We start from the raw sequence: 25805 nt of genomic DNA, 5'->3' as shown, positions 1-25805 counted from the left end.
TCACGTGCCGGCCCCCCTCATCGTCGTGGTGGCCCCCTGCAGGTCGCGGCGGAGCACGAACCGCTGGTAGGCGAGGGCGAAGACGAGGCAGATGCCGAACATGACCACGCTGATCGCGCTGGCGTAGCCGACCTGGTAGCGCTTGAAGCCGTACTGGAACATGGTCACGGCCATCGTCTCGGAGTGATGGTCGGGGCCGCCCTGGGTGACGACCCACACCAGGTCGAAGAGCTGGATCGACCCGATGACGGACAGGAAGACGCTGATGCGCAGGGTGGGCGCGAGCAGCGGCAGGGTGACGTTGCGGAAGCGCTGCCAGGGTCCGGCGCCGTCGATCAGCGCCGCCTCGTGCAACTCGGCCGGTACCGACTGGAGTCCGGCGAGGTACAGCATCATGTGGAAGCCGAAGTACTTCCAGGTCATGACGAGGAACAGCGTGGCCATGACGTAGGACGGATCGGCGAACCACTCACCGCCGAGACCGTCCAGGCCGACGGCGCCGAGGACGTGGTCGGCGAGTCCGTCGTCGGGAGCGAAGATCATGCTGAACAGCACGCCGGTGATGGCCTCGGACAGGACGTACGGCGCGAAGAACAGCATGCGGTACACCGCCCGGCCGCGCAGCCGCTGGTTCAGCAGCACCGCCATGGCGAGGGCGAACGGCAGTTGCAAGGCGAGCGAGAGCACGACGAGGACCAGACAGCGCCACAGGTCGCCGAGGAAGACCGGGTCCTGGAAAAGGCGGCTGAAGTTGTGCGCGCCGGTGTAGTCGGACGGCATGCCGAAGCCGCCCCAGCGGAAGAACGCGGCGTAGAGCGCGAACAGCATCGGCAGCAGCACCAGTCCGATGAACAGCACCAGCGCGGGGACCTGGAAGCCGACCGCGGTGAGCCAGTTCAGCGTGCGCCGCCGCGCCCGCCCGCGGACCGCGCTCGCGGCCGGGGGCGTGCGGTCTACGGCCGGGCCGCCGCGCCGGTCGGGGAGGTAGGTGGAGGTCATCGGCGGCTACTGCTCTTCCTTGGCCGTCTTGGTGATGGACTGGGCCACCTGCTCGGGCGACTTGGACCCGGCTATGAGCGCGGCCACGCTGTCGTTGACCTCCTGCCCGACGGCGGGCGCGTAGGCCTGGTCGAGGTAGAGCTGGAAGCCGGTGGCGGCCTTCAACTGAGCCTGAACGGCCTTGAGGTTGGGGTCGGTGAGCACGTCCTCGGCGGCCGGGACGACCGGCAGCACCCCGGTCTTCTTGACCAGTTCGCGGTCGGTGGTCTCGCTCGCGAAGAACTTGAGGAAGTCCACGGCGGCCTGCGGGGCGCCCTTGCGCAGCGCGTGCGCGCCGCCGCCGCCGAACACCTCGGTGATCTTCCCCTTGCCGCCCTCGACCTCAGGGAACGGGAAGAATCCGAGATTGGCGCCGAGCCCCTTGCCCGCGTCGGCCTCCACGACCGGGGCCCACTGCCCCATGAGTTCCATCGCGGCCTTGCCGTTGCCGACGGTGGCCGCCTGGCCGGTGGGGGTGGAGTAGGCGGCTCCGAGGAAACCCTTCTGGAACGGCTGCAGGGCCACCAGTTCCTTCAGGTGCCGTCCCGCGTCGACGAAGTCGGCGCCGGTGAAGTCCTTGCCGTCCCCCGCCTTCTGCAGCGCACCGGCGCCGGCGGTGCGCATCGACAGGTAGGCCCAGTAGTACATCCCGGGCCACTTCTCCTTGCCCGCGAGGGCGATCGGGGTGACGCCGGCGGACTTCAGGCTCCGCACCGCGTCGAGGAAGCCGCTCCAGGTGGTGGGAGCCGTGGTGATCCCGGCCTTCTTGAAGAGCGCCTTGTTGTACCAGAACCCGATCATGCCGATGTCGAACGGGACGCCGTACACCTTGTCGTCCAGCAGGTACGGCTGCTTGGCGACCGGAAGCAGCCCGTCGGCCCAGGGCTTGGTGCGGTCGGTGAGATCCTCGACCAGCCCGGCGTCGACCTGCTGCCGCAGCACACCGCCGCCCCAGGTGTGGAAGATGTCCGGCAGCTTCCCGGAGGCGGTCAGCGCGGTCATCTTCGACTTGTAGGCGTCGTTCTCGAGCTGGACGATCTTCACCTTGACCTTCGGGTTCTGGGCCTCGAACTTCTTGGCGAGACCGGCCCAGACGGTCTTGGTCGGCTCGGTGGTCGAGATGTTCCACCACTCGATCGTGGTCGTCCCCGAGGACGACCCTCCGTCCGAGTCGCCGCCGCAGCCGCTGAGTGCGGTCACCCCGAGGCCGGCGGCTACGGAGGCCGCCAGGAAGCCGCGGCGGGACAGTGCGGGGTCGCCCATCATGCGCTCCTTCGAAACTTTCGGAAGTGCTTCGGAGAGGTTCCAGACGCGAAAAGCAGGGCCCGCCGCAGGCGCTCATGACGCTCGGCACACTCCGGCGGGTCGAAACATTCGATCAGATTCCCGAACGTTCCGATCCGCGACTCTAGAAAGGCGCGTGAAGAGCGTCAAGGTGTTGCGCATCAGCCGACGGACTCGTACGAGAACCAGTCGAAGGCCGCCCGCCCCTCGGTGACGTACATCCCGAGGACACGGCCGGTGAACCCGCCGGCCACTTCGGTCGCCAGGTAACGGCCGTCGAGCGTGGCCGGCCGGACGACCCCTTCGGAAGTTTCGACGGAGAAGGCGAGGGTGTCGGGGCCGCTGAGGGGCGGCGGGTTCCTGGTCGCCCGGATGTCGACGGCCAGGGTGACCGGGCCCGCCGGCACCGGGTGCGAGGCGACGCACTGCCGCACCGGGCCGATCCGCGCGATCACGGACGCCGCTCCCCCGGCCACCTCGAGGTCGTAGTGATGGGCCTCGTCCAGCCGGACGGACAGCCCGGCCCGCGCCGACGGCCCGGCGTCCAGCCGGACCGCGGCCCGGCAGTCGTGGTGCTGCTGGCGGCGGCCGACGAACGTGTACCCGGGCAGGTCGGTGCTGTCACCGGTGGCCGCGAGCGTCAGCCACCCCGGCCGCTCGGTCAGCGACCAGCAGCCCGTCGGCCGGCGGCGCGGCGAGATCCAGTGCGGCGCCAGCTCCGTGCCGGTGAAGTCGTCCCGTGCCAGGGGCGGTTGGAAGGGCGCCCAGGCGGCCGGCGCCGGGTGCCGCTCCCGCACCGGTCCGAGCCGGGGCCAGCCGTCCGCCCACTCCACGGGCACGAGGAAGGTCTCCCGGCCGAGCACGTGGAACTCGGGGAAGTAGCCGCGCGGCCGCGTGCCCAGCAGCACCATCCACCAGCCGCCGTCGGCCGCCCGGACCAGGTCTCCGTGGCCGGTGCACTGGACCGGCAGCCCGGTGCCGCGATGGGACAGCAGCGGATTGCCGGGGGCCGGCTCCCAGGGGCCGCGCGGGGAGCGGGCGCGGGCGGCCGAGATCCCGTGGCCGAGCGCGGTGCCGCCCTCGGCGATCAGCAGGTACCACCAGTCGCCGACCCGGTACAGGTGCGGCGCCTCCGGGTCCCTCAGGCCGGTGCCGGACCACGTCGGCAGCGGTCCCTCCAGCACTTCTCCGGTGCGGGGATCGATCCGCGCGGCCGTCACACCGGCCATGGCGCACCAGCAGTCGCCGTTCTCGTCCCACGCGAGGTCGGGGTCGATGCCGGGGAGATCGATCCACACGGGGTCCGACCAGGGCCCTTCCGGGCGCTCGGCGGTGACGAGGAAGGTGCCCCCGGCGCCGACGGCGGTGGTGACGACGTGGAAGATCCCGTCGTGGTGCCGGACGGTGGGCGCGTAGACGCCGCCGGAGGCGGGCACGTCGTCGGGCAGCGCCAACTGCCCGGGCCGGTCGAGCACGTTGCCGATCTGACGCCAGTGCACCAGATCCCGGCTGTGGAACAGCGGTATCCCGGGGAAGTACTCGAAACTCGAGCACACCAGGTAGTAGTCGTCTCCCACCCGGCAGACGCTCGGGTCCGGGTGGAAGCCGGGGATGACCGGGTTGCCGTACGTCCGCATGTCCGCCTCACAGAGTCACGGGATGCCCGACGTCACCGGGTGAGCGACGCCGAAAGTTTCGAACTCGCCGCCGAATCTTACTGAGGGACGCGTTCCCCAGGGCCCGTACGGCTGGTCCGGTCTCGCACTCGGGAGTGGGATGGAAGGTAGGCCCTGCACGCGGACACGGCCGGAAGCCGGAGCCCGCGGCGAACCGTGAGGAGCGGTGGAGTCATGTCCGGTTACGACACCTCGGCGGCCCGGGTGGTGGTCGGTGTGAGCGGCTCCCTGGGCAGCGTCACGGCCCTGCGCCGGGCGACCGCGCTGGCCCGCGGGCTCCGCGCCGAGCTATGGCCGGTGCTCGCATGGGAACCGCCCGGGGGCGACGCCACCGCGCGCCGCTCCCCCGCCGCGGCCCTGCTGGTGGAGGAGTGGCAGCGGCTGGCCAAGCAGCGGCTGGCCTCGGTCCTCGGCGAGATCTACGGCGAGGAGGGACCGGGGGTGGTGATGCACGCGGGCATCGTGCGCGGCGCCCCGGGATGGGCACTGGTGGCGACCGCCGACCGCGAGAGCGACCTGCTGGTCGTGGGCGCCGGCCGACGGGGCCTGCAGCGGGCCTTCTCCGGGCACGTGTGCCGGTACTGCCTCACCCACGCCTGCTGCCCGGTGCTGGCCGTGCCTCCGTCGCCGCTCGAGTCGGACCTGGTGGCCGTCCACCGGCGCAACGCGTGGCACCGGCGCATGGACACCAGGGACCTGTGAGAGCGCGTCACCTCGCACGGACCGCCCGGCCCGGGCCGCCTCGCGCTGCGGCTGCGGATCCCGTGGCGCGGGCGCAGCATGGAGGAGTCGTACGAGATGACGCTCGGTGCCCGCCCCCTCAGGGGCGCGGCCGCCCCGCCCGCTACCGCCTCCTGCCCCTCCATCGGCCTCCGGCCTCCGCTTCTTGACGCTTCGCCCCCTTTGCCGGGCCAGTCTTAACGCAAGATTGACGCCCCCCGACCCTCGATCCCGGGGCCACGGCGTCACTCTCTGCTTACGCTGGTGCCGCCGTCCGCGTGATGGCCGGAAACCACTGAGCCACACACCTGGAGCACGCCGATGGTCACGACCGAGCACCCTCCTCCCGGTCGCCTGCGCGCCTGGATGCTGGAGGGGCTGTCCGACATGGGCAAGCACGGCGGCCATACCGGGCCGCACGCCGTGCCGGAGGCTCCGCACCGGGGTCAGCGCTGGTGGCGGGTGATGTGCCTGACCGGTGTCGACTACTTCTCCACCCTCGGCTACCAGCCGGGCATCGCCGCCCTCGCGGCCGGCCTGCTGTCACCGATCGCGACGATCGTCCTGGTGATCGTGACCTTGGCCGGCGCCCTGCCGGTCTACCGCCGGGTGGCCGAGGAGAGCCCGCACGGCGAGGGTTCCATCGCCATGCTGGAACGGCTGCTGTCGTTCTGGAAGGGCAAGCTGTTCGTACTGACCCTGCTGGGTTTCGCGGCCACCGACTTCCTGATCACCATCACCCTGTCGGCGGCCGACGCCTCCACCCACCTGGTGGAGAACCCGCACCTGAACAGCGTGCTCCAGGGCCACCAGATGGTGATCACGCTGTTCCTGGTCGCGCTGCTCGGCGCGGTGTTCCTGAAGGGCTTCCTGGAGGCCATCGGCGTCGCGGTCGCCCTGGTCGGCATCTACCTCGGGCTCAACCTGGTCGTCGTGTTCGACGGCCTCTGGCACGTCGTCACCGCCGAACACGTGGTGGCCGACTGGAGCAGCGCCCTGACCGCGGAGCACGGCAACGTGTTCGTGATGATCGGCGTCGCCCTGATCGTCTTCCCCAAGCTCGCGCTCGGCCTGTCCGGCTTCGAGACCGGTGTGGCCGTGATGCCGCACGTCCAGGGCGAGCCGGGCGACACCGAGGAACGGCCGGCCGGCCGGATCCGGGACACCAAGAAGCTGCTGACCACCGCGGCCCTGATCATGAGCTGCTTCCTGATCGCCACCAGCTTCATCACCACGCTGCTGATCCCGGAGAACGAGTTCAAGCCCGGCGGGCAGGCCAACGGCCGCGCCCTGGCCTACCTCGCGCACGAGTACCTGGGCGGGGCCTTCGGCACGGTCTACGACATCTCGACGATCGCGATCCTGTGGTTCGCGGGCGCGTCGGCGATGGCCGGCCTGCTCAACCTGATGCCGCGCTACCTGCCCCGGTACGGCATGGCCCCGCACTGGGCCAGGGCGGTGCGCCCGATGGTCATCGTCTTCACCCTGGTCGCCTTCCTGGTCACCTGGATCTTCGACGCCAACGTGGACAAGCAGGGCGGCGCCTACGCCACGGGCGTGCTGGTGCTGATCAGCTCCGCGGCGATCGCGGTGACGATCGCCGCGCGCCGGGCCGGGCAGCACCGCTGGAGCATCGCCTTCGCGGTCATCTCGGTGGTGTTCCTCTACACGACCGTCGTGAACGTCATCGAGCGCCCGGACGGCGTGAAGATCGGCGCCTGCTTCATCGCCGGCATCATCCTCGTGTCCTTCCTGTCCCGGCTGGCCCGCGCCTTCGAACTGAGGGTGACCAGCGTGGTCATGGACCCGATGGCGGAGCGCTTCGTCCGGGACATGGCCAGCCGCAAGATGCGGTTCATCGCGAACCAGCCCAACGGGCGGGACAAGGCCGAGTACCGGGACAAGGTCGAGCAGATCCGGGCCGACAACGACATGCCGGAGCAGGAGGACTTCGTCTTCGTCGAGGTGACCGTCACCGACCCGTCCGAGTTCGAGGCGGGCCTTACGGTGCGCGGCGAGGTCCTGCACAACCGCTACCGCGTGCTGACCGTGGAGTCCTCCTCCATCCCCAACGCCCTCGCCGCGCTCCTGCTGCACATACGCGACGTGACCGGCTGCACCCCGCACATCTACTTCGAGTGGACCGAGGGCAACCCGTTCGCGAACTTCCTGCGGTTCTTCCTCTTCGGACAGGGCGAGGTCGCCCCGGTCACCCGTGAGGTCCTGCGCGAGGCGGAACCGGACCGCGCCCGCCGCCCGCGCGTGCACACCGGCTGAGCGGCCCGTCCGGCGCCGGTCCGCCCGGCGGCGTCACCGGGGAGTCCTCACCCGCGAAACGGCCAACCCGATGTCCGGGGTTCCCGGCCGATGGCCCTATCGTGACCGGCATGCAGTCCTACACCATCGGCCAGGCGGCGCGGCTGCTCGGCGTGAGCCCGGACACCGCCCGCCGCTGGGCGGACGCCGGCCGGGTGGCGACCCATCGCGACGAGGCCGGGCGGCGCCTCATCGACGGCAAGGACCTCGCCGCGTTCTCGGTCGAACTGGCCGGGTCCCAGGGCGGCGAGGAGGACGCGCCCTACACCTCCGTGCGCAACGCCTTCCCCGGCATCGTCACCGCCATCAAGCTCGGCGACGTCGCCGCCCAGGTGGAGATCCAGGCGGGCCCGCACCGGCTGGTGTCGCTGCTGACCCGTGAGGCGGTGGAAGAGCTGGGCCTGGAGGTCGGCGTGGAGGCCACCGCGCGCGTGAAGTCCACCAACGTGCACATCGACCGGGTCTGACCGGTTCCCCCGCGAAAGTCCGGCCCCTCGCCTCACCCGGTGTGCGCACGACCCGCCGGGGCCCGCCCCGGCACGCCGAAGCCGTATCCCCCGTCGACCCGGATCGCCGTGATCCCGCTGACGTGCCGGGCCCCGCAGCGATCCTGCGGCAGCACCAGCTGCGGGCCGGCCGCGTCCAGCGGTGCGCCGTCGACGGCGACGGCCAGCAGCACGGCGGCGCCCGCGAAGTCGGGGTCGATCTCCGCCCAGGACAGCACGGCGTGGTGCCCGTCCTTGCCGGCGACGGCGATCAGGAAGCGCAGCCGGTCCTTGCGCCGGGCCGGGTCGAACGACGGACCGGCGTCGGCCAGGACGTCGTAGAGGCGCGGGCCGCTGAACCTGTGGTGCTGGACGCCGCTGGTGGCGCACTCGAAGCTGACCGCCACCCGGTGCTGCGGCCGGCCGAGCAGATCCGGCACGGTCAGCCTGGTGGGGCGCGTCAGATCGCCGGTCAGGGCGAGTTCGGCGAGCTTCACCTGCGACCACCTCCCGGCAGGACCGTACCCGGCCGCCACCCCCGTACAAACGCACATGCCAGCCCATCAGCGAAACCGTCTCGCTCATGCGATGAGACAGCAGACTTACACCTGGCAGATGCGGCAGTATCATCGGCGCACGGCCGGCACCCGGTCGTGGCAGGGCGCGACAGCTCGTCCGAGGACTCGAGGAGTAGATCCGTGATGACCCGTTCCGTGCGCCGGACCCGGCGGATGCTGCAGCTGGCCGGTGCGGGAGCCGCCGCCCTGATATCGCTCAGCGCCTGCTCCTCTTCCTCCGGCGACTCACCGGCCGGCGCTTCGGACGCGTCGGGCTCCGCGTCCCCGAAGCTGTCCGGCTCGGTCACCGTGTTCGCCGCGGCCTCCCTGAAGGAGAGCTTCACGACCTTGGGCAAGCAGTTCGAGAAGCAGCACCCCGGCACCAGGGTCAGCTTCAACTTCGGCGGCAGCGACACGCTCGCCGCGAGCATCACCAGCGGAGCTCCGGCCGATGTGTTCGCCGCCGCCAGCCCCAAGACCATGGCGATCGTGACGGACAGGAAGGACGCGGTGGGCGCTCCCGCGACCTTCGTCCGCAACCAGCTCGAGATCGCCACACTGCCCGGCAACCCCGGCAAGGTGTCCTCCCTGAAGGACCTCACCGAATCCGGCCTCAAGGTCGTGCTGTGCGACAAGACGGTGCCGTGCGGCGCCGCCGCCCAGAAGGCCCTCGACGCCAGCCGGCTCAAGCTCACTCCCGTCTCCTACGAACAGGACGTCAAGAGCGCCCTGACCAAGGTGGAGCTGAAGGAAGCCGACGCCGCCGTGGTCTACAAGACCGATGTGAAGGCGGCGGGTGACAAGGTGGAGGGCGTGGAGTTTCCCGAGTCGGCCAAGGCCGTGAACGACTATCCGATCGCCCTGCTGAAGAACGCGGGCAACGCGCCGGCGGCCAAGGCGTTCATCGCGCTGGTGCGGTCCGTCGAGGGCCGCCGGGTCCTGGGCGAGGCCGGGTTCCTCGAGCCGTGACGTCACCCGGAAAGCCCGGCACCGCGGCCGGCCCCCGCACGGGCGGGCCGCGGGGCCGACGCGCGCGCGGCGTGCCGCTTCCTCTGCTGGTGCCCGGTGTCGTGGCTCTGGCGTTCCTGCTGCTGCCCCTTCTCGCGCTGCTCGTCCGCGCCCCCTGGCGCAGCCTGCCCGATCAGCTGACCAGCGCCGAGGTGTGGCAGGCCCTGCAGCTGTCCCTGGTCACCGCCACGGCGGCGACCGGCGTCAGTCTCGTGCTGGGGGTGCCGCTGGCCTGGCTGCTGGCGCGCACCGACTTTCCCGGCCGCCGTCTCGTACGGGCCCTGGTCACCCTGCCCCTGGTCCTGCCCCCGGTGGTGGGCGGCGTGGCCCTGCTGCTCGCCCTCGGCCGCAACGGGGTGGTCGGCAAGTGGCTGGACGCGTGGTTCGGAATCACCCTGCCCTTCACCACCGCCGGGGTGGTGATCGCGGAGGCCTTCGTCGCGATGCCGTTCCTGGTCATCAGCGTCGAGGGCACCCTGCGCGCCGCCGACCCGCGCTACGAGGAGGCGGCGACCACGCTCGGCGCCTCGCGGTTCACCGCCTTCCGCCGGGTCACCCTGCCGCTGATCGCGCCCGGTGTCGCCGCGGGCGCGGTGCTGGCGTGGGCGCGCGCGCTCGGCGAGTTCGGGGCGACGATCACCTTCGCCGGCAACTTCCCCGGCCGTACGCAGACCATGCCGCTGGCCGTCTACCTCGCCCTGCAGAACGACCCGGAGGCGGCGATCTCGCTGAGCCTGGTCCTGCTGGCCGTGTCGATCGCGGTGCTGGCGGGCCTGCGCGACCGGTGGCTGACGGGGACGTGAGGGCACGATGGGCAGGGAGTCCAGGGTGAGAAGGGAAGGCGAGATGGACACGGACGGCGAGGTGTGGACCGAAGCCGGTCCCGCGCGGGTGCCGACCGGGGCGCGGGCCCCCCTGCCCGCTGCCGGAACCGGCCCGGAGGCCCCCGGCGGGCAGGGGCTCGACGCCCGGCTGGTCGTGGACCGGGAGGGCTTCCGGCTCGACGTCGCGCTGACCGCGGCCCCCGGCGACGTCATCGCCCTGCTCGGCCCGAACGGCGCCGGCAAGACCACCGCCCTGCGCGCCCTCGCCGGACTGCTCCCGCTCACCGGCGGCCACCTGCGGCTGGACGGCACCTCACTGGAGCGCACCCCGCCGGAGTCCCGCCCGGTCGGCGTCGTATTCCAGGACTACCTGCTCTTCCCGCACCTGTCCGCCCTGGACAACGTGGCGTTCGGGCCGCGCTGCCAGGGCGTCGGCAAGGCCGAGGCACGCGCGCAGGCGGCCGCCTGGCTGGACCGCATGGGACTCGCCGGGCACGCCGGGGCCAAGCCCCGCCGCCTGTCCGGCGGCCAGGCCCAGCGCGTCGCGCTCGCCCGCGCCCTGGCCACCCGGCCGAGGCTGCTGCTCCTGGACGAACCGCTCGCCGCGCTGGACGCCCGCACCCGCCTGGACGTCCGGGCCCAGCTCCGTCGCCACCTCGCCGAGTTCGAGGCCGTCGCCGTGCTGGTCACGCACGACCCGCTGGACGCCATGGTGCTCGCGGACCGGCTGGTCGTCGTCGAGCACGGACACGTCGTGCAGCAGGGCACCCCCGGCGAGATCGCCCGCCGGCCGCGCACCGACTACATCGCCCGGCTGGTCGGCCTCAACCTCTACCGCGGGCAGGCCGGCGGGCACGCGGTACGGCTGGACGCCGGCCCCTCGGTGACCACCACGGAGGACCTGTCCGGCCCCGTCTTCGTGGCCTTCCCGCCGGCCGCCGTCACGCTCTTCAGGGACCGGCCCTCGGGCGCCAGCGCCCGCAACCTGTGGGCCTGCGAGGTCGCGGGCCTGGAGACCCACGGCGACCAGATCCGCGCCGACCTCACCGGCGAGCTCCCCCTCGCCGCCGATCTCACCACCGTCGCCGCCGCCGAGCTGGACCTGCACCCGGGTGCGTCGGTCTGGGCGACGGTGAAGGCGACGCAGACCCACGCATACCCGGCCTGACCGGGCGGGCGCTCTACGGTGGGTGCTCATGACTCTGAGCATCCGCAACCAGCTCCCCGGCACTGTGACCGAGGTCCGTCCTGGCGAGGTCATGGCCATCGTCAAGGTGCGGCTCGACGGCGGCCAGGAGCTGACGGCCGCCATCACCCGGGACGCCGCCGAGCAACTCGCCCTCGCCCCCGGCACCGCCGTCCGCGCCCTGGTGAAGTCGACCGAGGTCTCCCTGGCCACCGGCAGGATCGAGGGCCTGTCGATCCGCAACCAGCTCCCCGGCGCGCTCACCCGCCTCACCAGGGGCGAGGTCATGGCCTCCGCGAAGGTCGCCGTCGCGGGCGGCGAGCTGACGGCGGTGGTCACCAGGGACGCGGCCGAGGACCTCGGCCTCTTCGTGGGCTCCGACGTGGTCGCCCTGATCAAGGCGACCGAGGTGTCGCTGGCCACGGCCTGAGGGCGCGTGGAGACGCGGGAGCCCCGCCCGGTCCACGGGCGGGGCTCACACGTACGGCTCGCTCAGTCCTCGTACGCGTCCAGCGGCGGGCAGGAGCACACCAGGTTGCGGTCGCCGAAGGCCTGGTCGATGCGGCGCACCGGCGGCCAGTACTTGTCCGCCACCGAGACACCGCCCGGGAAGACGGCCTCCTCGCGGCTGTAGGCGTGGTCCCAGTCCGCGCCGAGCGCCCGCGCGGTGTGCGGGGCGTTGCGCAGCGGGTTGTCCTCCGCCGGCCAGGCTCCGGAGCCGACCTTCTCGATCTCCGCGCGGATGGCGATCATCGCGTCGCAGAACCGGTCCAGCTCCGCCAGGTCCTCGGACTCGGTCGGCTCGATCATCAGCGTGCCGGCCACCGGGAAGGACATGGTCGGCGCGTGGAAGCCGTAGTCGATGAGCCGCTTGGCGACGTCGTCCACGCTCACGCCGGTCGCCTTGGTCAGCGGGCGCAGGTCGATGATGCACTCGTGCGCGACCAGGCCGCCGGGGCCGTTGTAGAGCACCGGGTAGTGCGGCTCGAGGCGCTTGGCGACGTAGTTGGCGGAGAGCACGGCGACCTGGGTGGCGCGCTTGAGCCCCTCGCCGCCCATCAGGCGGACGTACGCCCACGAGATCGGCAGGATGCCCGCGCTGCCCCACGGCGCGGCGGAGACGGGGCCCACACCGGTCTCGGGGCCGGCCGCCGGCTGCAGCGGGTGGTTCGGCAGGTACGGCGCCAGGTGCGAGCGGACCGCCACCGGGCCGACGCCGGGGCCGCCGCCGCCGTGCGGGATGCAGAACGTCTTGTGCAGGTTCAGGTGCGAGACGTCGCCGCCGAAGTGACCCGGCTTCGCGAGGCCGACCAGCGCGTTGAGGTTGGCGCCGTCGACGTACACCTGGCCGCCCGCGTCGTGGACCTGGGCGCAGATGTCGGCGACGTGCTCCTCGAACACACCGTGCGTCGACGGGTAGGTGATCATCAGCACGGCCAGCTCGTCGCGGTGCTGCTCGATCTTTGCCCGCAGGTCGGCGACGTCGATCTCGCCGTCCTCGGCGGTCTTGACGACGACGACCTTCATGCCGGCCATCACGGCGCTGGCCGCGTTGGTGCCGTGCGCGGAGGAGGGGATCAGGCAGACGGTGCGCTGCTCGTCGCCGTTGGCGCGGTGGTAGCCGCGCACGGCCAGCAGACCGGCCAGCTCGCCCTGCGATCCGGCGTTCGGCTGCAGCGAGACCTTGTCGTAGCCGGTGACCTCGGCGAGCCGGTCCTCCAGCTCGCGGATGAGCGTCAGGTAGCCCTCGGCCTGCTCGGCGGGCGCGAAGGGGTGCAGCTGCCCGAACTCGGGCCAGGTGACCGGCTCCATCTCGGTGGTCGCGTTGAGCTTCATGGTGCAGGAGCCCAGCGGGATCATGCCGCGGTCGAGCGCGTAGTCACGGTCGGCGAGCCGGCGCAGGTAGCGCAGCATCGCGGTCTCGGAGCGGTGCTCGTGGAAGACCGGGTGGGTGAGGTAGTCGTCGGTGCGCAGCAGGGCCTCGGGCAGGGCCTCGCCGGCCGCCGCGTCCAGCGCCTCGATGTCGCCGTCCACGCCGAAGGCCGCGAAGACGGCCTCCACCTGGGCCCGGTTGGTGGTCTCGTCGCAGGCCAGGGAGACCAGGTCGGCGTCGACGAGACGCAGATTGACGCCGCCCGCCCGGGCCGCGTCCACGACCTCGGCGGCCCTGCCGGGCACGCGCGCGGTGAGGGTGTCGAAGTAGGCGCCGTGCACGATCTCGACGCCGCCGGCCTTCAGGCCTTCGGCGAGGATCGTGGCGTAGCGGTGGGTGCGGCGGGCGATGGTGCGCAGCCCCTCGGGGCCGTGGTAGACGGCGTACATGCCGGCCATCACGGCGAGCAGCACCTGGGCGGTGCAGATGTTGCTGGTGGCCTTCTCACGGCGGATGTGCTGCTCACGGGTCTGCAGCGCCAGGCGGTACGCCTTGTGCCCGTCGGCGTCGACGGACACGCCGACGAGACGGCCGGGCAGGCTGCGCGCGAACTTCTCGTGCACCGCCATGTAGCCGGCGTGCGGCCCGCCGAAGCCCATCGGCACGCCGAAGCGCTGGGTGGTGCCGATGGCGATGTCGGCGCCCAGCTCGCCCGGCGAGGTCAGCAGGGTGAGCGCGAGCAGATCGGCCGCGACGGTGACGAGGGCGCCCAGCCCGTGCGCCTGGTCGATGACGGGCTTGATGTCGCGGACGGCGCCGGAGGCGCCCGGGTACTGGAGCAGCACGCCGTTGATCTCGCGCTCGGCGATCTCCGCCGGGATGCCGTCGGAGAGGTCGGCGACGACGACCTCGACGCCGGTCGGCTCGGCGCGCGTCTCGATCACGGCGACGGTCTGCGGCAGGACGTCCGCGTCGATCAGGAACAGGCCCTTCTTGTTCCTGCCCATGCGCCGGGAGAGCGCCATGGCCTCGGCGGCGGCCGTGCCCTCGTCCAGCAGGGACGCGCCGGACGTCGGCAGCCCGGTGAGCTCGGCGACCATGGTCTGGAAGTTCAGCAGAGCCTCGAGCCGGCCCTGGGAGATCTCCGGCTGGTACGGCGTGTAGGCCGTGTACCAGGCGGGGTTCTCCATGACGTTGCGCAGGACGACCGGCGGGGTGAAGGTGCCGTAGTAGCCGAGGCCGATCATGGAGCCGAGGACCTGGTTGCGGTCGGCGAGCGAGCGCAGCTCGGCGAGGACCTCGGCCTCGGTGCGGGCGCCCGGCAGGTCCAGGGCGTCGGCGTTCTTGATCACGTCCGGGACCGCGGCGGCGGTCAGCTCGTCGAGCGAGCCGTAGCCGACGTGCGCGAGCATCTTGGCCCGCGCCTCCTGGTCGGGCCCGATGTGGCGCTGCTCGAAGGGGATGCCCGCTTCGAGCTCGGAGAGCGGGGTGCGATGGGCGGTCATTGCGGAGGCCTCCTGGTCTGACACGACCTTCGAGGGGCACCCCGGTACGGATACCCCGACGGCCTCCCCCTCTGTCATCTCGACCTGAGAGCTTCACCGGCGGCCCGAAGGCGCCGGCTTTCACCGTCGGTGAGGGCGGACGCCGTCGACATCCGCCCTGCTTTCCAGAGTGACCTCGTCCGTGCGGTACGTGGGCCTGAGAGATTCCGGGGAGGATTTGCTCCTTCGGCGCCTCCGAGGTGGTCGGAGGACTCTCCCGCACGGGGTCAGCAGCCGCTGTCAGCCTACCAGCGAGGTCAACGCCCGGGCCTTCGAGTGGCCGCCTCCCTGATTGTGCTCTTTCGTAGTGCTTACGGATGAGTTGCGACCACGTGGAGGGAGAGGGACCGTGCAGACCGACATCGATCCGCGCAACCTGATCGGCCGCAAGGCGTTCGACCGCACCGGCACCAAGATCGGCACCATCGACGAGGTGTACCTCGACGACGCCACCGGCGTGCCGGAGTGGGCCGCCATACGCACCGGTCTGTTCTCCCGGGACGCCTTCGTCCCCCTGGAGCCCAGCGAGATCGTCGAGGGCGCCCTGCGGGTCCCCTTCGACCGCGCGCTCATCAAGGACGCACCCGACTTCGGCGTGGGCCGCCACCTCTCCCCCGAACAGGAACTCCAGCTCTACCACCACTACGGCCTGGACGTGGCTGCGCCCTCCCCGCTCGCGGACCACGACTTCGGCAAGCTGGCGGGCACGGAGGAGCCCTGATCCCGCGCCGTCGGCCACCGCGCGGGGGAAGGCGGAGCACCCCACCACGGTGGCGCCGGCACCCGGTCGGCCCTGCAACCCGCTACGGATCGGCGTCGACAGCGCCCGAAAGGCTCGGCGGCCCCATGTCCGGCACCCCGGGCGACGGCTCCGGGGCCGACACCAGCGGCAGCGGATCCGCCGGCTCCAGCGCGGGATCCCCGACGCCGAACGTCCGCACCCGCCCCGGCCCCGACTGGGGCGTCTCGAAGCGCACGGTCACCCGGCCGAGGCCACTGCCCTGCACCCAGCCGTGGCCCAGCTCGGCGTGCCGCACGTCCTGCCCGGCGCGCCACTGCCGCTCGCCGGGCTCCGGCCGCTCCGGCACGGGCTCGGTCACGGCCTCCTCCGGCGACCGCGCCTCCCCGGACGGCTGCGCCGCCTGGGCGAACAGGTCCTCCTGGGTGTAGTCGGCGAGCCCGGTGACGCCGACCCCCAGCAGCCGCACGCCGCCCGTGGTGTCCACGGAGTCCAGCAGCCGCTCGGCCGCCTCCCGGATCACGGCGGGGTCGTCCGTGGGCCCTCGGAGCGTCTCCGACCGGGTCAGCGTCGAGAAGTCGTACCGGCGGACCTTCAGCACGATGGTCCGCCCCGACAGCCCGGCACCGCGCAGCCGGCCCACGCACCGGTCGGCGAGCCGCCGCACCTCGAGACCGACCCTCATCCGGTCGTGGATGTCCACGTCGTAGGTGTCCTCGACCGACACCGACTTGGCCTCCCGCTCGGCGACCACGGGCCGGTCGTCGCGCGCCAGCGCCATCGCGTACAGCGCGTGCCCGTGCGCCTTGCCGAGGAGCCGTACGAGTTCGTCCTCGCCGGCCTCGGCCAGCTCCTCGACCGTGGTGATCCCGGCCCGCCGCAGGTGGTCCCCCGTCGCCGGTCCCACCCCGGGCAGGATCCGCACCGACATCGGCCCGAGCAGCGCCCGCTCGGTGCCGGGTTCGACGAGGACGAGTCCGTCGGGCTTGGCCTCCTCCGAGGCGATCTTCGCGAGCATCTTGGAGGCGGCCAGCCCCACCGAACCGGTGAGCCCGGTGACCGCCCGTATGTCGCAGCGCAGCTTCGTCCCCACCCGGCGCGCCGAGTCCGCGTCCCAGGCCGCCTCCCGGGCCTCGAGGTCGACGAACGCCTCGTCCAGGCTCAGCGGCTCCACCAGCGGCGACAGCTCCCGCAGCAGCGCCATCACCTGCTCGCTCACGGACCGGTACAGATTGAAGCGGGGCACCAGGTACGCGGCGTTCGGCGCCAGCCGGCGCGCCTGGGCCATCGGCATCGCCGAGTGCACCCCGAACACCCGCGCCTCGTACGAGGCGGTGGCCACCACCCCGCGCGGTCCCAGCCCGCCCACGACCACGGCCTTGCCCCGCAGGCTCGGCTTGGACGCCTGCTCCACGGAGGCGTAGAAGGCATCCATGTCGAGATGCAGGATCGTGGGCGCGTTTCTCACACCTCCGATGCTGCACCACACCACTGACAACGCGGGCGCACGGCCCGCGCGGTGCGGCGCGGATCAGCGGGGCGCGGTCAGACGGCCCGGTTGCGGCGCCGCGCCAGCTCGTCGGCCGGGTTGTGACCGACCAGGGTCTCCCCCGTGTCGACACGCTCACCGTGCAGCTGGGAGAGCGCGCTCTCCACGTCCCGCCAGACCACGCCGACGGCGATCCCGAACACGCCCTGGCCGCCCTGGAGCAGGGCGTGCACCTCGTCCGGCGAGGTGCACTCGTAGACGGTGGCGCCGTCGCTCATGAGGGTCATGCGCTCCAGGTCCTGGAACCCGCGCTCCCGGAGGTGCTGCACGGCCGTGCGGATGTTCTGCAGCGAGACCCCGGTGTCGAGGAACCGCTTCACGATCTTGAGGACGACCACGTCCCGGAAGCTGTAGAGGCGCTGCGTGCCCGAACCGTACGCGGGCCGCACGCTCGGCTCGACCAGTCCGGTGCGGGCCCAGTAGTCCAGTTGCCGGTATGTGATGCCGGCGGCCGCACATGCCGTGGGACCCCGGTAGCCGATCTCCTCGGACGCCATGGACGCCACCCCTCCGCCGTCCGGCACCGCCGTCGGCCGCTGTGGGGCGTGGTCGACCGCGCCGCCGGGATATGCGTACTGCCCACTGGAACGCGGCTGGGAACTCGGGGGAGAGTACGGACCGCTCTCCCCGAAACCGCGTCCGGGGGCACCCCCAGCCGTACCGTCGCCGCTCGTTCTCACGCCGACCTCCGTCCTTGAACTGCCCTCTCGACGGTAGGCAGTCACCAGGGGTGCGTCAACGATCGCCACACTCGCCACGCCGGGTGATAATCACCCTAAGAGTGGTTTCTCGTGCCCCACCGCGGGGAAAGGCTAGCCGAATGCTCTCGCGGAAGACCGCGTGACGCTCTGGATGGCCGGTGGCAATTGCCACGACACTGCACGACCCACCCGCGCCACCGCCCCGGGGCACAGAGCCGCTAGCGGGGCCCGGAACCGCTCGCGCCTCACTGGCTGCTGGTGCCGAAGTCCTCGGGCGAGATCTGGTCGAGGAACTCGCGGAACTTCTCCACCTCGTCCTCCTGCTCGTCCGGGATCGCGATGCCGGCGTCGTCCAGCACCGTGTCGCTGCCGTAGATCGGCGTCCCGGTGCGCAGGGCCAGCGCTATGGCGTCGGAGGGACGGGCGCTCACCTCGACCCCGCTGGCGAAGACCAGCTCCGCGTAGAAGACGCCCTCACGCAGATCCGTGATGCGCACTTCGGTCAGCTCCTGGCCGACGGCCTCCAGCACGTCCTTGAACAGGTCGTGGGTCAGCGGCCGCGCGGGGGCCATGCCCTGCTGGGCGAAGGCGATCGCCGTGGCCTCCCCCGGCCCGATCCAGATGGGGAGGTAACGGTCGCCCCCCACTTCGCGCAGGAGCACGATCGGTTGGTTGGAGGGCATTTCGACCCGGACACCTACGACATCGAGCTCGTTCACACAGCAACCCTAGGCCGTGCTCGGGACCTTTGGGTAGTCGGGCCGGGAACAGGTGCCCGATCCGGCCGCGCGGGACGCCCCGCCGTTCAGGGCAGCCGCACTCCGAGAGCACTCTGCACCAGCGCCGCGTGCAGCCGTGTCGTGAGCGCCGCCAGCTCCTTCGCGCGGGCCTCGGCGTGAGCCCTGGTCTGCGGGTTGCGGTGGCGTTTCAGCGGGGCCACCACCTGGTCCACCAGGCCCGCCTCCCGGTCGGCCGCTGCCTTCATCACCCGCAGATGGCGCGGCTCGATCCCGAACCGCCCCAGCTCGGCCACGAGCGAGGCCACGGTGACGGCCGCCGCGTCGTACACCCCGTCCTCCAGTGGAGCGATCAGCCCGTACGACTGCCACTCCGCGAGGTCGTCCTCGCCGATGCCGGCCGCCGCGAGCAGCTCGGCCCGTCCGACACGGGCCACCGTGGGCCGCTCGGACGGCTCCGGCGGGTCGTCCCCGGTGCGCTGGCGCCCCACCACGGGCAGCTGCACGGCCTCGCCGCGCTCCATGGCGTCCAGGTGCTCACGGATCACCTTGAGCGGCAGATAGTGGTCCCGCTGCATCCGCAGGACGTGCGCGAGGCGCTCGACGTCCCCGGGACCGAACTTGCGGTACCCCGACGGCGTCCGCCGCGGCTCGACGAGCCCCTCTGCCTCCAGGAAGCGGATCTTGGAGATGGTGACGTCGGGGAACTCGTCACGCAGCGCGTTCAGCACCGCGCCGATGCTCATCAGCCCGTCCGTGGCGGCGGTACCGCTTCGGGCACCGCCGCTCGGTGTGTGCAGCATGGACCTTCCCTGGGTTCCCCCGGACGGAAGTCCAGGGGTCAGATGCCCTGCCGGCTCGCGTAGAAGACCAGCCGGTACTTGCCGATCTGCACCTCGTCGCCGTTCGACAGAGGCACCTGGTCGATCCGCTCGCGGTTGACGTACGTGCCGTTCAGGCTGCCCACGTCGGCGACCGTGAACGAGCCGTCCGGGGAGCGCCGGAACTCCACGTGCCGGCGGGAGACCGTGACGTCGTCCAGGAAGATGTCGCTCTGCGGGTGCCGGCCGGCCGTGGTCAGGTCGCTGTCCAGCAGGAAGCGGCTGCCCGAGTTCGGCCCCCGGCGCACCACCAGCAGCGCCGAGCCCAGCGGCAGCGCGTCGACCGCGGCCTGCGCCTCGGGCGAGAGCATCGGCACCTGCGTCTGCCCGGTCACTTCGGCGTCGTAGGCCTCGATGCCGGAGATGGAGATCGTGGACGTGGTCTCCGAGGGACGCTCCGCCGCCACACCGGGCCGCAGCGGCGCACCGCAGTTGGAGCAGAAGCGGGCGTTCTCCGCGTTGCGGTTACCGCACCTCGTACACACCAGGACGGACATGGACGGATCCTCCTGCCGCGGTTGCCCCGCGGGGGCGTTGGGCGCATAGGGGTCGGAGGCAAACCCTCCACCCGCACTTGAGGGTGACGGTTGCCCGAAACCTATGCCGCCGGACTGGGCAGGGTCAACAGACGCCGCGCCCTGGCCTCCGGAAATGTCACCGCCCGGACCAGCGACCTGGTCGCGGAACAGCGGGCGCTGGCCCTCTGCGTCAGGCTGGGCACGATGACGAGCGGTCGCGTTGTCGCCGCCCTCTCGCGCGCTCTTGCCGAACAACTTCGCAAACAACTTCACGGGCGATTCCCCTTGACCGAAACAGACCCGCCCGTGGGGCAGGACGAACCCTGATTGCCTACACCGGTCGACCCGGACATCCTCACAACGTCCGTATCCACCAGACAGTTTCCACCACGCGCCACTTCTTCGGTGCGCCGACCCCCCGCAACCTCATGCCCCTGCCGGACGCCCCCCATGCACCACCGGTTCACTGGGAGGACGACCGAGCGTAGTCAGGCTGCTTCACCTGTCGCAAGGCGTCCACGACGATCTTGTCCGACCGCTCGACGGTCACCGTGGCCTGCTCCTTCTCCAGAGTCTGCACCACGCCTCCCGGAATGTTCAGAGCCGGTTCGAGATCCTGCGACTTGCCGATGACCTGGAAACGATACGGTGCGTTGATCTTGTTCCCGTCGACGCTCACGCTCTTGCCGGAGTCCGTGAAGTAGGTGCTCGCGATCACGCGCACGCCGTTCACCTGGATCGCCTCCGCGCCGGCCGCGCGCAGCTCCTGGATCGCGTCGAGCAGCATGTCCGCCTTGACCGTCCCCTTCGGGTCCTCGATCGTCATGGTGATGCCGGGACCCTGCGCCGCCACGGTGCCCGCCAGAATGCCGAGTTGCTTCTCCTTCTCGGCCGTCTGCCGGCGCGCCTCGGCCGCCTGGTCGGAACTGCTCTGCAGCTCCTGACGCTGCTTGTCGAGTCCCTGCTTCTCGTCCTCAAGACGCTGAGTACGGTCGTCCAGTTCATCGAGGATGCGAACGAGGTCTTCCTGACGTGCCCCGCGCAGCGCGCTGTCGCTGTCGCTGTTCGACGCCACCTGCACGGCCAGACCGAAGCCGAGACCGAACAGCAGCACGGCGACGATGAGTTGGGCCCGGGTGAGGCGCGGCGGCCACACCCCCTTGATCAGCCGCTGGCGGCCGGTGAGCGGGGGTTCGGCGCTCCCGGCTCCCTCGGCGGGCGTCCTCGGCCCGTCGGGCGTCCGCTCCGGGCCCACGGGGGCCCGCTCCGGACCGGTCGGCGTGCGCTCCGGCCGGGCGGCCGGGGCAGGGACCTCGTCGGGCAGTTCCTTGCGCAGCCTGTTCTCCGGCTGCTCGTCCTGGTTGCTCATCGCTCTCAAGCCCGGAAGACGTGTCGCCGGATCGCCGCGGCGTTGGAGAAGATGCGGATGCCGAGGACGACCACGACACCGGTGGACAACTGCGCGCCGACGCCCAGCTTGTCGCCCAGGAAGACGATCAGCGCGGCCACCACCACGTTGGACAGGAACGACACCACGAAGACCTTGTCGTCGAAGATGCCGTCGAGCATGGCCCGCAGACCGCCGAACACCGCGTCGAGCGCGGCCACGACGGCGATCGGCAGATAAGGCTCGACGACCGCCGGAACCTCCGGCCGGACCAACAGGCCGGCCACGACTCCCACGATGAGGCCCAGTACGGCGATCACGATGTGCCCTTCTCAGTCTTATCGGCGTTCGGCTGTGCTGTGCGTACGGTCACACTCGGTGCGGCGGGCAGGCGGACGTCCCCCTCGGTGGAGATGGTGGCCCGGATGCCGAAGTTCTCCTCCAGGGCGTGCAGATACAGCCCGTCGGCGCTGTCCTGGAACCTGGTGCTCAGCTTCTGCCCGTCCCCCACCGCCAGCACCGTGTACGGCGGCACCAGCGGCCTGTTGTCGACCAGTATCGCGTCACCGGCGGCGCGGATCGCGGACAGGGCCGTCAGCCGCTGGCCGTTGATGGAGACGGCCTCGGCCCCAGAGGCCCACAGCCCGTTCACCACCCGCTGCATGTCGCGGTCGCGCACCCGGCCGGTGTCGGAGAAGCCGGAGGTCTCGCGCGGATTGGAGCCGTCGCCGCCGGCGCTGGCCTCCTTGGCGTCGTTCACCACCAGCCTGACGCCGGGGCCGTGCACCGCGGTCGCGCCCGACAGCACACCCATAAGATCGGCCTCGGAGCCCCCGCCGCTGCGTCGCAATGCCGCCCGCCGGCGCGTGTCGACGTCGTCGCGCAGTTTGTCGACGTCGCTCTCGAGCCGGTCCGCGTCCGCGGTCTCCTTGTCGATGCGGTCGATGAGCTCCTGGCGCTCCTTGGCCACCACGGGGGCCGCGATCCTCGCCTGCGCCGCTCCGACGGTGACCACCAGCGCGGCGAGGACCAGGCCCGCCGCCAGGCCCAGCTTCGCGCGGAGCGTCTTCGGCAGCCCGCCGGCCTCACCCTGCGCCTCCCGCCGGGCGGCCGCCTCCGCGTAGCCGTCGTCGAGGCTGTGGTCCATGACGTTGGTGATCAGCGACATGGACGCGTCCGGGCGCGACGGCCGCGGAGGGCTGCTCCGAACGGGGGATTGCTGCGGCATGCCGCACATCGTCGCATGTCGCGAGCAGTACCTCCGAACGGCCCCACGCGCGCGTGCCGGACAGGCCCCCTCGGGGACACCTGTCCGGCACGCGCGCGTGCGGTGGCTTTCGCCGTCCGGAGCCGCCGGTCCTACCGCCCGGCGCTGTCCACCACGGCCGCCCACTCGTCCAGCAGGGCCTGCGCCGAGGCGTCGTCCGGCCCCTCGGCCCACAGGTGGGTGACGGCCTCGGCCGGGTCGGGCAGCACCATCACCCAGCGCCCGTCGGTCTCCACGACCCGCACACCGTCGGTCGTGTCGACGGACCGGTCCCCGGCCGCCTCGACGACCCGCCGCATGACGAGGCCCTTGACGGCCCACGGCGTCGCCAGGTCCCGCTTGAGGACGTGCGCCCGCGGGATCCGCGCGTCGATCTGGCTCAGCGTGAGCTGCGTACGGGCCACCAGCCCGATCAGCCGTACGAAGGCGGCCGTGCCGTCGTAGACGCTGCTGAACTCGGGGACGATGAACCCGCCCTTGCCGTCACCACCGAAGATGGTGCCCTCTTCGCCTCCCACGCGCGTGAGGTCGTCCGGAGAGGTGGTGGTCCACTCGACCTGGGTGCCGTGGTAGGCGGCCACCTGCTCGGCGATCCTGGTCGTGGTCACCGGCAGCGCCACCCGGCCGCTGCGGCGTTCCGCGGCGACCAGGTCCAGCATGACGAGCAGCGCCCGGTCGTCCTCGATGATCCGGCCCTTCTCGTCCACGAGCGACAGCCGCTCGCCGACGGGGTCGAACCGCACACCGAACGCGGCCCCGGAGGACGCCACGATCTCACCGAGACGCACCAGGCCCTTGCGCCGCATCTCCTCGGTCTCCGTCGGACGGGACTCGTCGAGACCGGGATTGATCGTCAGCGAGTCCACGCCGAGCTTGCCGAGGAGGCTGGGCAGCACGAGACCGGCGCTGCCGTTGGACGCGTCCACGACGACCTTGAGGCCCGATTCCGCTATCCCGGTGATGTCGACGTTCCTCAGCAGCGACCCGGTGTACGAGTCGAAGACGCTGGCCGGGAAGTACAGGTCGCCGATCTCACCGGGGAACGCCCGGCGGTACTCCTGCCTTGCGAACACGCGGTCCAGCTTGCGCTGGCCGCCCTGCGACAGGTCCGCGCCCTGTCCGTCGAAGAACATGATGTCGACGGAGTCCGGCACACCCGGCGAGGTCCGGATCATGATGCCGCCGGCGCTGCCGCGCGCGGTCTGCTGCCGGGCCACGGGCAGCGGGACGTTCTCCAGGTCCCGTACGTCGATGGCGCTGGCCTGGAGCGCGGAGATCACCGCTCGCTTGAGTGCGCGGGCGCCTCGGGAGTGGTCACGGGCCGTGGTGACCGTGGCCCCCTTCTTCAGGGTGGTCGCGTAGGCGCCGGCGAGCCGTACGGCCAGCTCGGGGGTGATCTCGACGTTGAGAATGCCCGAGACACCGCGGGCCCCGAACAGGTTGGCCTGCCCCCTGGACTCCCAGATCACCGAGGTGTTGACGAAGGCGCCGGCCTCGATGGTCTTGAACGGGTAGACCCGCACATTGCCCTGGACGATCGATTCTTCACCGATCAGGCACTCGTCGCCGATGACCGCGCCGTCCTCGATCCGGGCGGCTCGCATGATGTCGGTGTTCTTGCCGACGACACAACCGCGCAGATTGCTGTGCTGGCCGATGTACACGTTGTCGTGCACGACGGCCCGGTGCAGGAAGGCGCCGCTCTTCACGACGACGTTGGAACCGACGACCGTGTGCTCGCGGATCTCGGCGCCGGCCTCCACCTTGGCGTAGTCGCCGATGTAGAGCGGGCCGCGGAGCACCGCGTCGGGATGCACCTCGGCGCCCTCGGCCACCCAGACGCCCGGGGAGATCTCGAACCCGTCGATGTCGACGTTGACCTTGCCCTCGAGGACGTCGGCCTGCGCCTTGACGTAGCTCTCGTGGGTGCCGACGTCCTCCCAGTAGCCCTCGGCGACATAGCCGTAGATCGGCTTGCCTTCCTTCATGAGCTGCGGGAAGACGTCGCCGGACCAGTCGACGGAGACGTCGGCCTCGACGTAGTCGAAGACCTCGGGCTCCATGACGTAGATGCCTGTGTTCACCGTGTCGGAGAAGACCTGGCCCCAGGTCGGCTTCTCGAGGAAACGCTCGACCTTGCCTTCCTCGTCGACGATGGTGATGCCGAACTCCAGCGGATTGGGCACCCGGGTCAGGCAAACGGTGACCAGTGCGCCCTTCTCCTTGTGGAAATTGATCAGGTCCGTGAGGTCGAAGTCCGTCAGGGCGTCACCGGAGATGACGAGGAAGGCGTCGTCCTTCAACGCCTCTTCCGCGTTCTTGACGCTTCCGGCGGTACCGAGCGGCTTCTCCTCGTTGGCATAGGTGAGCTCCATTCCGAGCTCTTCGCCGTCGCCGAAGTAGTTCTTGACGAGCGATGCCAGGAACTGCACGGTGACAACGGTCTCGTTGAGCCCATGCCTTTTGAGCAGCCTCAGCACATGCTCCATGATCGGGCGGTTGGCCACAGGCAGGAGCGGCTTGGGCATGCTGGAGGTCATAGGGCGAAGGCGAGTGCCTTCGCCACCGGCCATCACGACGGCCTTCATGTCGGAAGCGTCCTCCTAAAGAGACGACGGTCTAGCCGACTTCACCCGTCCAGATTGTCCCGCACTTCAGGGCGGCGGGCCATCGGACCACTTTGTCCGGACAAGAGACGGGGCTCAATCGGCCGTGGCGTCCGCGCGGACGAGGCGGCGGACTTGTACCACGTAGAGCACTCCTGCCCACCAATAGAGGGTTGTACCCCAACCCGCGAACGCCCATCCGAAAACTGCGGCCAGTGACGCGATCCATCCGTTTCCGTCGCTGAGCAGCAGGAGCGGGAACGCGTACATCAGGTTGAAGGTGGCGGCCTTCCCCAGGAAGTTCACCTGGGGCGGCGGATAGCCGTGCCGCCGCAGGATGCCCACCATCACCAGCAGGACGAGCTCTCGTGCGAGCAGCAGGGCGGTGAGCCACAGCGGCAGGATCTCCCGCCAGGTGAGGCCCAGAAGCGTCGAGAGGACGTACAGGCGGTCGGCCGCGGGGTCGAGCAGCCGGCCGAGGTTGCTGATCTGGTTCCAGCGCCTGGCGAGCTTTCCGTCCAGGTAGTCGCTGATGCCGCTCAGTGCCAGCACAAGAAGGGCCCAGCCGTCGCTCTTGGGGCCGCCGAACTCGGGCCTGAGGATGAGCCACAGGAAGAGCGGTACGCCGGCGAGCCGAGCCATGCTGAGGATGTTGGGGATGGTGAGCACCCGGTCCGTCTGGACACGGGTCTCCTGGACCTCCACCCGGGGGCCTCCTGTGCTGTAAGGAGCGAAACGATGCTCCCCGACCCTACCCCAACGCAAAAAAGCTCCGGCTCCTGGGCAGTGCCCAAGAGCCGGAGCTGTAAAAGGAGTTCGGCGGCGTCCTACTCTCCCACAGGGTCCCCCCTGCAGTACCATCGGCGCTGTGAGGCTTAGCTTCCGGGTTCGGAATGTAACCGGGCGTTT

Annotated in this window: 23 protein-coding genes, 1 rRNA gene and 1 riboswitch; of the genes, 8 read left to right on the top strand and 16 right to left on the bottom strand. The window is 71.2% G+C overall.

What is annotated here, in order from left to right; genetic code table 11:
* From ACZ7JA_RS17625 to ACZ7JA_RS17615, 3 genes are all read right to left on the bottom strand, one after another.
* Positions 1-999: a carbohydrate ABC transporter permease gene (locus ACZ7JA_RS17625; protein ID WP_470809047.1), complete on the bottom strand. Its 999-nt coding sequence runs from the start codon at positions 997-999 to the stop codon at positions 1-3.
* A 6-nt stretch (positions 1000-1005) separates the two neighbouring features.
* Positions 1006-2301 carry an extracellular solute-binding protein gene (locus ACZ7JA_RS17620; RefSeq protein ID WP_351668825.1) on the bottom strand — a complete coding sequence of 432 codons (1296 nt, stop codon included), beginning with the start codon at positions 2299-2301 and terminating at the stop codon, positions 1006-1008.
* A gap of 182 nt (positions 2302-2483) precedes the next feature.
* The gene (locus tag ACZ7JA_RS17615) at positions 2484-3959 is read right to left on the bottom strand and encodes a glycoside hydrolase family 43 protein (RefSeq protein WP_470809046.1); all 1476 of its coding nucleotides are present in this window, start codon (positions 3957-3959) and stop codon (positions 2484-2486) included.
* A 213-nt stretch (positions 3960-4172) separates the two neighbouring features.
* On the opposite strand from ACZ7JA_RS17615, the gene ACZ7JA_RS17610 reads away from it, so the two are divergent.
* The 3 genes from ACZ7JA_RS17610 (at position 4173) to ACZ7JA_RS17600 (ending at position 7501) form a co-directional block, all read left to right on the top strand.
* Positions 4173-4700, top strand: a complete 528-nt coding sequence (locus tag ACZ7JA_RS17610; RefSeq protein ID WP_351668829.1) for a universal stress protein — start codon at positions 4173-4175, stop codon at positions 4698-4700.
* Positions 4701-5039: 339 nt separating this feature from the next.
* On the top strand, positions 5040-6995 hold the full coding sequence (locus tag ACZ7JA_RS17605; RefSeq protein WP_470809043.1) for an APC family permease: 1956 nt from the start codon (positions 5040-5042) through the stop codon (positions 6993-6995).
* A gap of 110 nt (positions 6996-7105) precedes the next feature.
* Positions 7106-7501, top strand: a complete 396-nt coding sequence (locus tag ACZ7JA_RS17600; RefSeq protein ID WP_351668833.1) for a TOBE domain-containing protein — start codon at positions 7106-7108, stop codon at positions 7499-7501.
* A gap of 32 nt (positions 7502-7533) precedes the next feature.
* On the opposite strand, the gene ACZ7JA_RS17595 is transcribed toward ACZ7JA_RS17600, so the two are convergent.
* The gene (locus ACZ7JA_RS17595) at positions 7534-8073 is read right to left on the bottom strand and encodes a molybdopterin-dependent oxidoreductase (RefSeq protein ID WP_470809041.1); all 540 of its coding nucleotides are present in this window, start codon (positions 8071-8073) and stop codon (positions 7534-7536) included.
* Between the two features lie 147 nt (positions 8074-8220).
* Here ACZ7JA_RS17595 and modA point away from each other — a divergent pair, with 147 nt between their 5' ends.
* Genes modA through ACZ7JA_RS17575 form a run of 4 tightly spaced genes read left to right on the top strand, consistent with a single transcriptional unit; the run spans position 8221 to position 11524 of the window.
* Positions 8221-9045, top strand: a complete 825-nt coding sequence (gene modA / locus ACZ7JA_RS17590; protein ID WP_470809039.1) for a molybdate ABC transporter substrate-binding protein — start codon at positions 8221-8223, stop codon at positions 9043-9045.
* Entirely contained in the window at positions 9042-9887 is an 846-nt protein-coding gene (locus tag ACZ7JA_RS17585) for an ABC transporter permease (RefSeq protein ID WP_389449690.1), read from the top strand. Before modA ends, ACZ7JA_RS17585 begins: the two co-directional genes overlap by 4 nt.
* Before the next feature lie 43 nt (positions 9888-9930).
* Positions 9931-11076: an ABC transporter ATP-binding protein gene (locus tag ACZ7JA_RS17580; protein WP_389297931.1), complete on the top strand. Its 1146-nt coding sequence runs from the start codon at positions 9931-9933 to the stop codon at positions 11074-11076.
* Positions 11077-11104: 28 nt separating this feature from the next.
* Positions 11105-11524 (top strand): TOBE domain-containing protein, encoded by a 420-nt coding sequence (locus ACZ7JA_RS17575; RefSeq protein WP_389449693.1) that lies wholly within the window; start codon positions 11105-11107, stop codon positions 11522-11524.
* 62 nt (positions 11525-11586) lie between these two features.
* On the opposite strand, the gene gcvP is transcribed toward ACZ7JA_RS17575, so the two are convergent.
* A complete protein-coding gene (gcvP, locus tag ACZ7JA_RS17570) occupies positions 11587-14472 on the bottom strand; it encodes an aminomethyl-transferring glycine dehydrogenase (RefSeq protein ID WP_470809036.1) in 2886 nt (961 codons plus the stop codon).
* A 174-nt stretch (positions 14473-14646) separates the two neighbouring features.
* A riboswitch (glycine riboswitch) is annotated at positions 14647-14741 on the bottom strand.
* Positions 14742-14860: 119 nt separating this feature from the next.
* Between gcvP and ACZ7JA_RS17565 the strand changes: the two genes are divergently transcribed.
* On the top strand, positions 14861-15232 hold the full coding sequence (locus tag ACZ7JA_RS17565) for a PRC-barrel domain-containing protein (protein ID WP_351668847.1): 372 nt from the start codon (positions 14861-14863) through the stop codon (positions 15230-15232).
* Positions 15233-15314: 82 nt separating this feature from the next.
* Here the strand turns inward: ACZ7JA_RS17565 and ACZ7JA_RS17560 are convergent, their stop codons facing one another.
* The 11 genes from ACZ7JA_RS17560 to rrf form a co-directional block, all read right to left on the bottom strand.
* Positions 15315-16718 carry a DNA polymerase IV gene (locus ACZ7JA_RS17560; RefSeq protein ID WP_470809033.1) on the bottom strand — a complete coding sequence of 468 codons (1404 nt, stop codon included), beginning with the start codon at positions 16716-16718 and terminating at the stop codon, positions 15315-15317.
* 77 nt (positions 16719-16795) lie between these two features.
* Positions 16796-17479: a MerR family transcriptional regulator gene (locus ACZ7JA_RS17555; protein WP_351668851.1), complete on the bottom strand. Its 684-nt coding sequence runs from the start codon at positions 17477-17479 to the stop codon at positions 16796-16798.
* A 266-nt stretch (positions 17480-17745) separates the two neighbouring features.
* On the bottom strand, positions 17746-18219 hold the full coding sequence (locus tag ACZ7JA_RS17550; protein WP_026253112.1) for a bifunctional nuclease family protein: 474 nt from the start codon (positions 18217-18219) through the stop codon (positions 17746-17748).
* Positions 18220-18305: 86 nt separating this feature from the next.
* Positions 18306-19040, bottom strand: coding sequence for a transcriptional regulator FtsR (ftsR, locus tag ACZ7JA_RS17545; protein WP_351668853.1), 735 nt, complete (start codon positions 19038-19040; stop codon positions 18306-18308).
* Between the two features lie 38 nt (positions 19041-19078).
* On the bottom strand, positions 19079-19909 hold the full coding sequence (locus ACZ7JA_RS17540) for an FHA domain-containing protein (protein ID WP_470809030.1): 831 nt from the start codon (positions 19907-19909) through the stop codon (positions 19079-19081).
* 190 nt (positions 19910-20099) lie between these two features.
* Positions 20100-21005, bottom strand: a complete 906-nt coding sequence (locus ACZ7JA_RS17535; protein ID WP_351668857.1) for a DUF881 domain-containing protein — start codon at positions 21003-21005, stop codon at positions 20100-20102.
* Between the two features lie 5 nt (positions 21006-21010).
* Entirely contained in the window at positions 21011-21343 is a 333-nt protein-coding gene (locus ACZ7JA_RS17530) for a small basic family protein (protein WP_006134295.1), read from the bottom strand.
* Entirely contained in the window at positions 21340-22260 is a 921-nt protein-coding gene (locus tag ACZ7JA_RS17525; protein WP_351668860.1) for a DUF881 domain-containing protein, read from the bottom strand. The genes ACZ7JA_RS17530 and ACZ7JA_RS17525 overlap by 4 nt, the downstream gene beginning before the upstream one ends.
* Before the next feature lie 122 nt (positions 22261-22382).
* The gene (locus ACZ7JA_RS17520; protein ID WP_351668862.1) at positions 22383-24878 is read right to left on the bottom strand and encodes a mannose-1-phosphate guanyltransferase; all 2496 of its coding nucleotides are present in this window, start codon (positions 24876-24878) and stop codon (positions 22383-22385) included.
* Between the two features lie 114 nt (positions 24879-24992).
* Positions 24993-25601: a CDP-alcohol phosphatidyltransferase family protein gene (locus tag ACZ7JA_RS17515; protein ID WP_143629363.1), complete on the bottom strand. Its 609-nt coding sequence runs from the start codon at positions 25599-25601 to the stop codon at positions 24993-24995.
* Positions 25602-25710: 109 nt separating this feature from the next.
* A 5S ribosomal RNA gene (gene rrf / locus ACZ7JA_RS17510) occupies positions 25711-25805 on the bottom strand; the annotation flags it as partial.

The sequence above is a fragment of the Streptomyces sp. NPDC038135 genome, assembly GCF_055601245.1.
The sequence above is the reverse complement of the archived record's forward strand: the minus strand, read 5'-3'. Positions and strand labels throughout refer to the sequence as shown.